This window comes from Bartonella sp. AC10YNML (assembly GCF_042196825.1).
In the GTDB taxonomy this organism is placed as follows: domain Bacteria; phylum Pseudomonadota; class Alphaproteobacteria; order Rhizobiales; family Rhizobiaceae; genus Bartonella.
The window spans coordinates 70,747-84,870 of the sequence record NZ_JBHIRA010000005.1 but is presented as its reverse complement, the minus strand read 5'-3'; the positions used below and the strand labels follow the sequence as shown (position 1 = coordinate 84,870).

9 protein-coding genes are annotated in these 14,124 nt (G+C 36.9%); 5 read left to right on the top strand and 4 right to left on the bottom strand.

What is annotated here, in order from left to right:
- Positions 1-414 precede the first annotated feature (414 nt).
- Positions 415-2,208 (bottom strand): aspartate--tRNA ligase, encoded by a 1,794-nt coding sequence (gene aspS / locus ACFINA_RS04160; RefSeq protein ID WP_375608317.1) that lies wholly within the window; start codon positions 2,206-2,208, stop codon positions 415-417.
- 132 nt (positions 2,209-2,340) lie between these two features.
- Between aspS and rnd the strand changes: the two genes are divergently transcribed.
- The 3 genes from rnd to ACFINA_RS04145 all read left to right on the top strand — a co-directional run bounded on the left by rnd (position 2,341) and on the right by ACFINA_RS04145 (position 4,333).
- Complete coding sequence (gene rnd, locus ACFINA_RS04155) at positions 2,341-3,495, top strand: ribonuclease D (protein WP_375606642.1); 1,155 nt, start codon at positions 2,341-2,343, stop codon at positions 3,493-3,495.
- 146 nt (positions 3,496-3,641) lie between these two features.
- Positions 3,642-3,785 (top strand): hypothetical protein, encoded by a 144-nt coding sequence (locus ACFINA_RS04150; RefSeq protein WP_375608318.1) that lies wholly within the window; start codon positions 3,642-3,644, stop codon positions 3,783-3,785.
- 344 nt (positions 3,786-4,129) lie between these two features.
- Complete coding sequence (locus tag ACFINA_RS04145; RefSeq protein WP_375608337.1) at positions 4,130-4,333, top strand: DNA-binding protein; 204 nt, start codon at positions 4,130-4,132, stop codon at positions 4,331-4,333.
- Between the two features lie 270 nt (positions 4,334-4,603).
- Here ACFINA_RS04145 and ppx read toward each other — a convergent pair whose 3' ends face one another.
- Together ppx and ACFINA_RS04135 are read right to left on the bottom strand one after the other, a co-directional pair.
- On the bottom strand, positions 4,604-6,121 hold the full coding sequence (ppx, locus tag ACFINA_RS04140; protein WP_375606644.1) for an exopolyphosphatase: 1,518 nt from the start codon (positions 6,119-6,121) through the stop codon (positions 4,604-4,606).
- Between the two features lie 6 nt (positions 6,122-6,127).
- On the bottom strand, positions 6,128-8,308 hold the full coding sequence (locus ACFINA_RS04135) for an RNA degradosome polyphosphate kinase (RefSeq protein WP_375606645.1): 2,181 nt from the start codon (positions 8,306-8,308) through the stop codon (positions 6,128-6,130).
- 327 nt (positions 8,309-8,635) lie between these two features.
- Here ACFINA_RS04135 and ACFINA_RS04130 point away from each other — a divergent pair, with 327 nt between their 5' ends.
- On the top strand, positions 8,636-8,884 hold the full coding sequence (locus ACFINA_RS04130; protein WP_375606646.1) for a zinc-finger domain-containing protein: 249 nt from the start codon (positions 8,636-8,638) through the stop codon (positions 8,882-8,884).
- 52 nt (positions 8,885-8,936) lie between these two features.
- Entirely contained in the window at positions 8,937-10,187 is a 1,251-nt protein-coding gene (locus ACFINA_RS04125; protein WP_375606647.1) for an FAD-binding protein, read from the top strand.
- A 191-nt stretch (positions 10,188-10,378) separates the two neighbouring features.
- Here ACFINA_RS04125 and dnaE read toward each other — a convergent pair whose 3' ends face one another.
- Positions 10,379-13,867, bottom strand: coding sequence for a DNA polymerase III subunit alpha (dnaE, locus tag ACFINA_RS04120; protein ID WP_375615123.1), 3,489 nt, complete (start codon positions 13,865-13,867; stop codon positions 10,379-10,381).
- Positions 13,868-14,124 lie beyond the last annotated feature (257 nt).

Below are 14,124 nucleotides of genomic sequence, written 5' to 3'. Positions count from 1 at the left end.
TTGTAGAATTCTCTCATTTCTTACAATCAATCAATCACAAACATTTCCCCGCTTATCATAAGCGGAAAAGCTTCTATATGAAGAAAGGAAGAAAAATACCTCTTATAAACCCATTTGCTTACAAGAACTATCAATAATTGAAATCTAGAAAGTAAAACGGTGATTAGTGCTACACAACGATTTTTATATCACTCATGAGGCTTTTATAGTTATACCTTTCATACGAAAAAGCATCGTAAAACACAATTGAGAGCATTGAGAGATATTTTTTTAAAAATAATACCCTCATAAAAAATCAAAACAACAGCATTTTTTGTTTATCTCAATTTTTACAAATAGTACACACACTGACCCCATAGAGAAGCATCAACGCTTCACTTTATGTAGAAAGATGACAACAATCCACAACCAACTTTATGAACTATTTTTATGAGTAGGAGCCATGCGGATTCCTAAATCACGTAATTGTGTAGGAGAAACCTCAGACGGAGCACTCATCAAAAGATCAAGTGCTTGTTGATTCATAGGGAATAAAGCAACTTCACGCAAATTTTTAACACCTTGCAACAGCATAATGATGCGGTCGATTCCCGCAGCCATGCCACCATGTGGCGGAGCCCCATAATGGAATGCACGATAAAGACCACCGAAACGATCTTTCACAACTTCCTTAGAAAGTCCTACAAGTTCAAAAACTTTAAGCATCATTTCTGGTAAGTGATTACGAATTCCACCTGATGCAATTTCATAACCATTGCAAACAAGATCATATTGAAAAGCTTTAATAGTAAGAGGATCTTGACAGGCAAGGGCATTTTCTCCCCCTTGAGGCATGGAAAAAGGATTATGTCCAAAATCAATCTTTTTTTCATCTTCATTCCATTCAAAAAATGGAAAATCAACAATCCACGCCAAAGAGAAACTATCTCTATCAAGAAGATCTAATTCTTCCCCTACCTTTGTGCGTGCTGCTCCAGCAAAAGATGCGAATTTTTTAGGGTCTCCAGCTACAAAAAAACAGGCATCCCCACTTTCAAGCCCAAGCTGTATACGGATTGCTTCAGTCCTCTGTTCACCAATATTTTTGGCGATAGGCCCTGCTCCTTCAAATTTTCCTTCTTCTTCACGCCAGAAAATATAGCCAAGTCCTGGTTGCCCCTCGCCTTGTGCCCATACATTCATACGATCACAAAAAGCACGACTTCCACCCGTTTTAGCTGGAATAGCCCACACTTGTGCATTCTCATCATTCGCTAAAATTTGAGCAAAGACTTTGAAACCAGAATTATAAAAATGCTGAGAAACATCTTCCATAATGATCGGATTACGCAAGTCAGGCTTATCAGAACCATATTTTCGCATTGCTTCATCATAAGAAATGCGAGGAAAGCTTTGTGTCACAGTTTTTCCATCCGCAAATTCTTCAAAAATAGAACGCATAATAGGTTCCATAGTTGCTAAAACATCTTCTTGCTCAACAAAACTCATTTCAACATCTAATTGATAAAATTCACCAGGAAGACGGTCGGCCCTTGGATCTTCATCTCTAAAACATGGAGCAATCTGAAAATAACGATCAAAACCTGACATCATCAACAATTGTTTATATTGCTGTGGCGCTTGCGGTAACGCATAAAATTTTCCCTGATGAACACGACTTGGAACTAAAAAATCACGCGCCCCTTCCGGCGATGAAGCTGTCAAAAGTGGCGTCGTAAATTCCGTAAAACCATTATTTTGCATAGCCCGTCTCATAGCTGCAATAATTTCAGTCCGACGCATGATATTTTTGTGCATAGTCTCCCGACGCAAATCAAGAAAACGATATTTTAATCGAATATCTTCTGGATAATCAGGCTCACCAAAAACCGGTAAAGGAAGCTCATCAGATTTTGAAAGAATTTCTACCTCTTGTGCAAAAATTTCAATCTCACCTGTTGGAAGCGTTGCATTAATAACCTCATCAGAACGAGCACATACCTCCCCATCCACACGAATAACCCATTCAGAACGCACTTTTTCAATAACTTTAAAAGCTGGTGAAGCAGGGTCAGCAACAATTTGTGTGATTCCAAAATGATCACGTAAATCCACAAAAAGAATCCCTCCATGATCACGAACACGATGAACCCATCCTGAAAGACGAACTTGTGTTCCTACATCACATCTACGAAGAGCCGCACAATGATGACTGCGATAACGGTGCATGTTTTTTGCCTTTGATTATAATATTCACATGCGCTACAAACGCTTTTTAATAACCATTTGTCAAGATATGAGAATAAAAACTCAGAAATAAAGTCAATAAAGCACAAATTTAATTTATCGAATTATAATAAAATGATGAATCTTATTACAAAAACAACAGATCTTAAAATTGCACTTAACGCTCTACGTACCTCTGATTTTGTAACTGTCGATACTGAGTTTATCCGCGAAACAACTTTTTGGCCTCAACTGTGTTTAATCCAGCTCGCATCACCAGATGTCACAGTTTTGATTGATCCCATAGCACCAGATATCGATTTACAACCATTTTTTGACCTTATGGTCGATAAAAAAGTTGTAAAAGTTTTTCATGCTGCGCGCCAAGATATTGAAACAATTTATCACCTTGGAGGTGTTATTCCCTCCCCTCTCTTTGATACGCAAATAGCAGGATCAATTTGTGGATTTGGTGATTCTATCTCCTATGATCAAATTGTACAACGCTGCACAGGGCATCATCTTGATAAATCCTCCCGCTTTACAGACTGGAGTTGCCGACCTTTATCTGAAAAACAACTGCTCTACGCACTTGCCGATGTAACTTACTTAAGAGATGTTTACCTGTTATTGAAAAAACGGTTAGAAAAAAATCAACGTGCTCACTGGATGGACGATGAAATAACAATCCTTTTAAATCCTAAAACCTATGACATGCCAGAAGATGAAGCATGGAAAAAAGTGAAAGGACAAATTAAAAAGCCACGTGAACTTGCTGTATTACAAAAGATAGCAGCTTGGCGTGAACGTGAAGCACGAAAATACAATATGCCACGTCGTCATATTATAAAAGATGAATGTCTTATAGAAATAGCAATCCAACAACCAAAAGATGAATCTGCATTAAAACGGTTGCGCAGTCTTAATAAGAATTGGGATAAATTCTCAATTGCTCAATCATTAATCAAAGCTGTCCACGAAGGATTAGAGGTGGATCTTTCCACTTTACCCCCCATTCCTAAACATAATCCACTCAATGATACGACAGCCGCTGTTATCGATCTGCTCAAAGTGTTATTAAAAATTGTTGCAAATGAAAACAGCATTGCCCCTAAAATTATTGCAACATCTAATGATTTAGAAAAAATTGCCAATGGAGGAATAAAGAAAAATATTCCCGCTATGAATGGCTGGCGCTATGAAATATTTGGTCAAAAAGCCGAACAACTGCTAAAGGGCCAGATAGGTTTTTACTTTCACGATGGGAAAATAAGCACAAAACAGCTTTAATTTACATTTACATTTTTATTTTAAAAAATCCATTACGCTACTCATTATCTACATCAATTGGTATGCCTTATAGGCCAATGCAAACAGGATAAATAAAGCCTACTTCTGATAAAGTTAAAAAATTAAATAGTGAACTCTTATTAAAAATGACAGCTAAATCTTTATCAGGTCAATCAAATAGCAATCCTATTAAAAATAATCTAAAAAAACAGACCGCTCCTTATTTAAAAGCTTTAAAAAGAAAAAGCTCTGATAATAAAAGCGCATTCATTACAAAAATAGCAGCCTAGCAATAGAAAAAAACAAAGATATAATGCCTCACGTCACCATATCGTATAAAAAAACTACCGAGATTGCAATCTAACAATCAAAAACGAGCCAGCATAACAACTAAAATACCTAACAAAGGCAATATATTGATTTATAAAGATAATCTAGCGTTATTTATATTGAATTAGAACTCCGAATATCGTAGGATTCTCTCATTTTATCTCAATAAGACTCATAAAGTATCACATAAGAAATTATATGATAAAGCGCTGTTTTTTATAGATTAAGCATCTTACAAAGGATTCAAAAATATGATTAATAAATAGTTATGATTTGTTTCTATTTTTTATAGTGAAAGGATTTTATAAAGTCAGAAAATGATATTCTTTTGCCAAACCGTGAAAGTGCAAAATTACTTCATATAAGTGGTTCAACATTCCGGCGTCATATAACCAATGGATCTCTCCAAAAATCTTTAAAATTTGTTTTTTTATCGCGTTGGCTACAATCAAATCTTATCAATATAATCAAGAAAGCTAAACAGAAACGTTATAACGACGCAGCATAAAAAGAAAACCTTGTCACGTAAAGACGGACAAGGCTTTTATTTTTACATGAAGCTTATGAAATGCAAATCACATCCTGTGACGCAAATAACAGAATAAAAAATTATATTTTCTTTTATGAATGCTCAGGGCATTAAAAATGCCTTGCGTAGAGTCTGGATCAGGCATTATGAAACAACCAGTTGTTCAGCTCATGATGACAGGCTACCTAGCTTATCCCTCGTCAATGGCTTTATTATAAGACATAAAACACGAATAAATTAGGAAAAAAATCAAAAAATTTCAAAAGCGAGAGGTTGTTTTATTATTGTTGATAACTTCTTTAATCGTCCAAGAGGACGTTCTCCTAATAATCCAGCGTAATTCTTTGGGATCTGCAAGATAATATGATCTGCTTTTTTATGCCACAATAAATGAGGTAAAATTCCTGCAACAGAAGCACTAAAAAGATGAGCAAGACGCATAGTTTCACCAAGAATACGTGCTTTATCAATTATATTTTGAGTTGCTAATTGAAAAATGGGAAGAGATTCTTTATCAACCAATAAACTCGTATTGCGAAAAAAAACAGAAAGCGCCGCATAAAGGCGCCCTTCATGAGAAATTCCTGGATAAGATCCTAAAGCTATTTGATTTGCTGCTTCATTGCCTCGATAATCTGGATGTATACGCCAACCAATATCCGCAAGAAGACAAGCGGCTTGACGATAACGGCATTCATTTTCAGTTTCTGAAATTCCAAAAACTTCAAAAGCATTCGTCGTAAAATCAATGAGTTCTTCTGCTTGTTTTGGTGAACGTGCCCGTAAAATAGCCATTTCTGTGCATGCTGCAATGAGAGGATCAGAAAGTCGAATCGCCTGCGGCAATCGTGAATAAAGAAAACCTTCACGAACGCCAGCACCAGAAAAGATTATCTTTTCAAACTCCATACACTGAATGAGTTCAATAAGAACTATTGCCCCATAAGATAAAAGTTTTCGACGGTTCTGAGAAACCGCTGCAATCCCTCTCATATTATCAATATTGCCACGCGCTACAAGACGTAAAAAGTTCTCCATTTCAACAGCATCAACTTCATAGCCATGCATAACAGGAAGCCGATAGTGTTTCATTGCCATATGGAGTTTTGCCAAATTACGCCATGTCCCCCCTACTGCATAAAAATAACGTGCTATACCTTTACGAGCACGAACAACAGACGATTTATAAAATTGCTCATGTACAATTTTTGTAGCTACAGCACTATCATTATTTGATATATACTGTAGCCTTAAACCACCCAATGGGAGCGTTATCCCTTCACCAACATCAGAATGATCAATATCAATCAGCTCAAGACTTCCACCACCAAGATCCCCAGAAATACCTTTTGGTTGATAAAAGGTAGACACAACTCCATAGGCTGAATACATAGCTTCTTCACTTCCTGAAAGAAGATATATTTTATTTTGCAAAATATCTTCAGCATGCTGAATAAATGCTACGCCATTCTGTGCATCTCGTGCTGCTGCTGTTGCTAAAGTATAGACCTCATCTGCCCCAATCTGTCGACAAAGCGTACGAAACCGTTTCAGTGTTTGCAACGCCATTTTCATCGATTTTTCTTCTAAAAATCCCGTTTTCGCCACACCATGCCCGAGACCACAAAGAATCTTTTCATTAAATAAAACCGTTGGTGATCGAACAAGCCCCTCATAAATAACCAACCGAACAGAATTTGAGCCAATATCAATAACAGCAACAGGCTTACGCCCTTTTAACCGACCTTGAGCATCTCTATATGTCATTGGATTTTAGTCTTTATGTATTTCGGCTTGTTGCCGATGCAACGCAACCAAGCGCGAAACAGAAGACTCAAAAGACTCATTTTCCCCCGCAAAACTTGTATTGGCCATAAAATACTCCTGCGCATTAAATAGACTTTCACCTCTCTGCGGTGTAATACGTTTTGATGTTCCATCCTTAAGTATATCAAAGCTTTGTTGATTATCAATGATATTAGCTAACATAATCTGTAAAAGAATTTTTTGACGCACTATTTTATTAAAAACTGGAACCAATATTTCAATACGATAGTCCAAATTACGAGGCATCATATCAGCAGAGCCTAAGTAAACGAGTGCATTTTCATTAGGCAAATCTTGACCATTCCCAAAACAAAAAATGCGACTATGTTCAAGAAAACGCCCGACGATTGATTTTACACGAATATTATCCGAAATTCCTAGAATACCAGGACGTAAACAACATATCCCCCGCACAACCAAATCAATTTGCACCCCTGCTTGACTGGCACGATATAAAGCATCAATAATTTCAGGATCAACCAATGCATTAACTTTCATCCAAATAGCAGCAAATCTTCCCTGTTGTGCATGAACAATTTCTCCCTCAATATGCTCTAAGATACGACCACGCAATGTTAAAGGTGAAAAAGCAATCTTTATTGTTTCATTTGGATGCTCATATTGCGCAATATAATTGAACAATAACGCAACATCATGAGCAATAACATCATCCGTGGAAAAAAAAGAAAGATCGGTATAAGTTTTAGCGTTAATGGGATGGTAGTTTCCTGTTCCAAGATGAACATAAGAGCGAAGACGTTTTCCCTCACGTCTCACAACCAATGACATCTTAGCATGTGTTTTTAATGCAATAAAACCAAAAATAACTTGAACCCCAGCACATTCAAGATCCCGGGCCCAACGAATATTTGCTTCCTCATCAAAACGTGCTTTAAGTTCTACCAAAGCAGTCACAGACTTTCCCTGTTCAGCTGCTTCAATCAAAGCGCCAACAATTGGACTATCATTTGATGTACGATAAAGTGTTTGTTTTATTTCTACAACATCAGGATCGCAAGCAGCTTGACGTAAAAATTGGACAACAACATCAAATGTCTCATAGGGGTGATGAATCACAATATCATTTTCACGAATAGCTGCAAAACAATCCCCATGATGTTCACGAATACATTTCGGAACACGAGAAATATAAGGAATAAATTTGAGATCATCACGGGGAATAGAAACAATCTCTGATACCATATTAAGCGCCAAAAATCCATCAAGAACATTAATACAATGATCAGGAACAGCAAGACTATTCGCTATAAATTGGCGTAAACTCTCTGGCATTTTTGCGTCAAATTCAATTCGAATAACCTGTCCACGGCGCCGCCTTTTAAGAGCAGTTTCAAAAAAATGAACAAGATCTTCAGCTTCCTCTTCTACTTCAATATCACTATCTCGGATTATTCTAAATGTACCAATTCCTTTAATCTCATAGTTAGGAAATACATGTTTAATAAAAAGGCAAATAACATCTTCAGATGCGATAAAACGAAAATGATTACCTTCTTGAGGAAGAAGAATGAAACGCCTTAAAAGCATTGAAATAGACAACAACACTGTGTGTGAATTCTGATCAGCTTCTCCAGACAATTGAAGCCCAATAGAAAGCCCTAAATTAGGAATAAATGGAAAAGGATGAGTAGCATCAACAGGCAAAGGTTTTAAAACAGGAAAAATTGTCTCAAGAAAATATTTTTCAAGCCATGATTTTTCAATTTCTGAAAGATCATCAGAACAAATAATTTCAATATCATTCTTTTTTAATTCATCACGTAAAACATTCAATTCTCGTAGTTGGTGAGCCTGCAGCTTTGAAATCTCAGCGAGCACAATATCAAGTTGTTCCTGTGGAGTGTGCCCATCTGCACTGCACGCTGTAACGCGAGCACGAATTTGAGCTGCTAGTCCTGCAACACGAACCATAAAAAACTCATCAAGATTTGCAGCTGAAATAGAAAGAAATTGTAGACGTTCTAATAAAGGATGTTTCGAATTAGCTGCTTCCATCAAAACACGATTATTAAATTGTAGCCATGAAAACTCTCGATTAATAAACCGTACCGGATTTTTCATTGTTATATTTGATATAGAAATTTTATCTTTCACCCTCTTTTCCATATATTCTAACTAAGCTTCTTTTATATTTTCTAAAATCCTTGACGAAATATCTCACATAATATTTTATAATATGTTATCATCATAATAATACATCAATGCCCCATTTTTCTTGTCATGTTTCCATTTAATATTTTAAAATACTTGGAACGAGGTTCTATGCGCAAAGCGCTAAAAGTAAGACAACTATTCTGATTATAGCATAAAAGAGGAGTAGTTTGTCTTAAAAAGCATCTTGCATTATGATACGCTTTATTACAAACTCACACTTATAAAATAGAAGAGCCTTATCATAACTAATGAGACAATTTATTCTGGAGTTTGTACGCCATGGCTGATCACAATATTCCCCATTTTCAAAATGACCTTGGATATAAAACAATCGAAATTGGTGTGAAAGAGTTTATGTGTGTAGGCGCTACACAACCATTCGATCACCCTCATATTTTTATTGATATGGGCGCTGCTGATGAGAAAATTTGCCCTTACTGCTCAACCCTTTATCGTTATGTTCCCTCGTTATCGTACGATCAAACAAACCCAACAGGATGTTTATATCATCCAGACAAGCTATTATAATGTGTTCTAGGGCTTTCTTAAATAACTACTCTTTTAATTCTGCTTGTTTAATATGAAATCGTTTGTAGAACAATCACCCATCATCGTTGGAGGAGGAATCGCTGGTTTAAGTACCGCTTTAGCACTCGCTCATAAAGGAATTGCAAGCATCATTATTGAAAAGTGTAAAAAACTTGAAACGATAGGCGCTGGTATTCAACTGACACCAAATGCAACATCTATTCTTGCTCGCTGGGAACTTCTTAACAAACTCACTGAAGTTGCGACAATCCCACATTTTCTTGAGTTAAAAGATGGAATATCTTTAAAAATACGTCTACGTGCTCATCTTATCACTCTAACAGAAAAATACTGGAAAGCCCCTTATATGACGATTCACCGCGCGGCTTTACAAAAAATTTTATATAATGCAGTGATTGCAAATCCTTTGATCAAATACAAAGCAGGCGAAACGATTGTATCTTCTACCCAATCGGCAACCAACATTAAAATAACCACAATAAAAACAGATACAGCAACACAACAACAGCTTTATTCAACCCCTCTCCTGATCGGATGTGATGGCGTTTGGTCAACACTACGGCAACAATTTCCTTTTCATGAAAGAGCAAATTTTAGTGGTTTTATTGCTTGGCGAGCAACAACAGTACTTGATAATCTTCCTCAAGACTTTCGTTCTTCATTGCAAAATATGAAGACAATTACGGCTTGGATGGGGCCTCAAAATCATCTTGTTGTTTATCCCATTAAATCGTCAGAAAAAATTGTAAATTTTGTCGCTATTACACATGGGGATAATTCAAAAGAGGGATGGGCCTATAAAGGAGATAAAGAAAAACTTAAATCTCTTTTTAAAGCTTGGAATTCAAAAATCTTACAAATCTTTGATCATATTGATGAATGGAGATATTGGCCACTCTTTCAGATGAAACAAAATCGTTTTCTAGGCCTAGAGAGACAAGTATTTGTTGGCGATTGCGCACACGCTGCCTTACCTTTTGCAGCACAAGGTGCCGCTATGGCAATCGAAGATGCTGCTACATTAGCAGAAGTACTTTCATTGAAAAATCTTTCATTAACGAAAGCACTTTCGCTTTACGAAAAAACACGTACCACCCGTATTGCAGCAGTAAAAAAACGCGGAGATTTCAATAGATTAACCTATCATGCAACGGGGCCCATAGCAATTGCACGTAATCTCATGATGAAAATTCGTACACCAGAGAGTATTATGTCAAATCTCAATTGGCTTTATATGTATGATGCGATGAATTCTATAAAAAATCGTGATAAAAACTTATAAAATTCTTCCCGTACTTTGAATATTATGAAAGAAAGAGATTTTTTGACTCTATGACACTAAAAAAATATCATAATTTACTCAAATAAAAGCAATATTTTTCTAAACCTACAATCCGATTTTAAAAGCTCAATTTTTAACTCTCCTAAAAGCAAAAACACCACTCAAAATCAGCTCCCATCTTTAATCTTTCTTTAACTCAATTCTACATCAACAACACCCTGAATTAATTTCATAGCATTTGCGACATGTGAATTTACCTTATATCGCTTAGGAAGCGCAATTTCAACTTCTCGCAATCCATCCTCTTGAATTAAAATAAGTCCAACCTCTCCATTTCCCCCAAGATTTAAATTTTGTTCAATTTGTGGAAGCATATCAACTGTTTTTATAAAAAGACGCATCATTTTATGCTGCTGTAACGCTTCTTTTTCCAAAGACTGAATTGTCTCAATTCGCAAACTAACTCCTTCAGAGCGATTTTCTGCGCTCACCGTAATAATAAAAGATTTTCCGGGTTCTAGCATCTCTTCATAATCCGAGAGTGCCTCAGAAAAGAGAACTGCTTCATATTGTCCACTTGTATCAGAAAAATGAATAATTCCCATTTTTTTACCAGATTTTGTTTTGCGCACGTTTTTTGCCACAACAGTTCCAGCAAGCCGTGCAGCCGTTGCTCCTCCTTTAACGGCATTGGAAAAATTACCCCAAGTCTGAACGCGTTTTTTAGCGAGAATGGCTTGATACTCATCCAATGGATGAGCTGAAAAGTAAAAACCTATAGCTTGAAATTCTCGATAAAGTTTTTCAGCCAACAACCAAGGGGTCGTTTGCGATAAAATCAAGGGCTCTTTTAATCCGCCTGCCATTCCAAATATGTCAACCTGCCCGCTAGAATTGTCATCGAGAATACGAAGCGCTCGCGCATGAAGGGTTCCAAGATTCGCTAATAAAACTTCGCGTGCAATGTTAAAACAATCAAAAGCGCCAGCACAAACTAAACTTTCCATCGCACGCTTATTAACAATACGAGGATCAACACGCGCACAAAAATCTTCCAAATCCTTAAAAATCTCATTTCCACGACAAGTGACAATATGATCTACAACCGTTTCTCCCACACCTTTAATGGCCGCAAGAGAATAATAAATACAGTTATCACCAACCTCAAAAATACGATGAGATGTTTGTATAGAAGGTGCAATAACTTCAATACCCAGCCTTAACGCTTCACGCCGAAAATCATTGAGCTTATCGGTATTCGTCATATCATACGTCATTGAAGCAGCTAAAAACTCAACGGGATAATTGGCTTTCATATACGCTGTTTGATAAGAAACAATCGCATAAGCAGCAGCGTGTGATTTATTAAAACCGTAATCGGCAAATTTTGCTAAAAGATCAAATATAATATCAGCTTGCTCTTTATCAACACCACCAGCAACAGCACCATTGACAAAACGTGTACGCTGTTTTTGCATTTCTGCATGAATTTTTTTCCCCATAGCGCGCCGTAATAAATCAGCTTCTCCAAGCGAGTAACCAGCCAGCACCTGAGCAATCTGCATCACCTGTTCTTGATAGACTATAACACCTTGTGTTTCTTTAATCAGATGATCTATTTTAGGATGAATAGAAGCTATCTCCTCTTCCCCGTGTTTACGTGCATTATAGGTTGGTATATTCTCCATTGGACCAGGACGATAAAGCGCAACCAGCGCAATAATATCTTCAATACGGTCTGGCTTCATTCCAATCAGCGCCTTGCGCATACCAGAACTTTCCACCTGAAACACACCAACCGTTTCACCACATGCCATCATAGCGTAGGTTGCTTCATCATTTAGAGGGATATTTGACAAATCTATTTTGATCTTCTTTCTGGCAACAAAATCAACAGCCATTTTCAAAACAGTCAGTGTTTTTAGTCCAAGAAAATCAAATTTTACCAACCCTGCCTGTTCTACATATTTCATGTTAAATTGTGTAACAGGCATATCAGAACGAGGATCACGATACATCGGGACAAGCTCCCAAAGCGGCCGATCTCCGATAACAATCCCAGCAGCATGCGTTGAAGCGTGACGATAAAGCCCTTCCAACTGAAGTGCTATATCTAATGCGCGTCCAATGACGGGATCTTTTTTCTTTTCCTCTTCAAATTTAGGTTCATCCTTAATAGCATCCGCTAATTCTACCTGACTTCCTGGGGTGGCAGGAATTAATTTTGTAAGATAATCCACCTGACGATAAGGAACTTCTAAAACACGCCCCACATCACGCAAAACTGCACGTGCCTGTAACTTACCAAAGGTAATAATTTGAGCAACTTGATCACGTCCATATTTTTTTTGAACATATTGAATAACTTCTTCACGCCGCTCTTGACAAAAATCGATATCAAAATCTGGCATCGAAACACGATCTGGATTGAGAAAACGTTCAAAAAGAAGGGAAAAACGCAATGGATCAACATCGGTAATCGTTAATGCATAAGCAACAAGTGAACCAGCACCAGATCCCCGCCCTGGACCAACAGGAATATCATGAATCTTCGCCCATTTTATGAAATCTGAAACGATAAGAAAATATCCAGAAAATTGCATACGCGTAATAACTGAAATCTCATAATCTAATCGCTGCTCATAATCTGCAATCGTATACCCTTCAGCCAATCCAATTGTTTCAAGGCGCATCTTCAAACCAGCTTTAGCTTGATTTAACAATTCACTATCTTCTGCTTCTAAAGTATTTTCTGAATTAGAAGATTGTTCTATAAAACGAGGCAATATCGGTTTTCGAAGAGGCGTGGCAATATGACAACGCAATGCAATTTCAACACTATTTTCTAAAGCTTCTGGAAGATCAAAAAACAGCGCAACCATTTCATCTTGTGACTTCAAGTAATGATCTGGCGTCACTCGCTTGCGATCTGGATTAGAGACGATTTGTCCTTCTGAAACAGCCATCAATGCATCATGCGCTTCATACCCCTCTCTCTTCAGAAAAAAGGCTTCATTCGTTGCAACAAGAGGAATTTCATGTGCATAAGCCAATTCAATAAGGTCTGCTTCTACTCTTCGGTCATAAGAGCCATGTCGCTGTAATTCCACATAAAGACGATCAGAAAAAATTTTTTTTAAATAAATTAAGCGCTCAACAGCGCGTTCTTTTTTTTCTTCTAACAAAGAACGATTAATAGGTCCTCCCTTTCCACCCGTTAAAGCGATTATACCTTCACTGTGTTCTGACAACCAATCAGCTTTAATATGAGGAGGATCAGTATCACATTTATCAAGATAAGCACGGCTTACAAGACGAACCAAATGAGCATAACCGGTTTCGCTAGAAGCGAACAGAACAATAGAGCAGAAATCAGAAGCATTACGTCCTTTAACCAAATGTGAATGATCATTTTCATCACAAAAATCAACGGTAAGCTGACAACCAATAATGGGTTGAACCCCATGAGAAAGACAATACTGCGAAAACTCCAAAGCACCAAATAAATTATTGGTATCGGTAATAGCAACCGCTGGAGCATGATCTACAATCGTCTGTTGAATAATTTGTGGGATTTTTAAAGCTCCTTCGAGCAAGGAATAAGCTGAATGCACTCTCAAATGAATAAAGCGAGGAAGAGAATTTTTGTACTCTTGCATTTTATTTTTATCTTTAACCACTCTCACAATTTCCTACTATAAACTAAATGCCAAACAGCCCCCTTAAAGAAAAAAATTCAGGCTAGCATAACTTTAAAGCTATAAATTTTATCATCCCACATAGAAAAAATGCCCTAATTTTATTGATATTTATAAGAGAGTTCTATCAAGAAAGTACCTCTATTCACAGCAAATAAATACCTAAAATAAAAAGAAGCAAAATATGCCATAAGCACTTTCATTTTTTTATTTTATTTCTCTTTTAAAGATAATTTCTC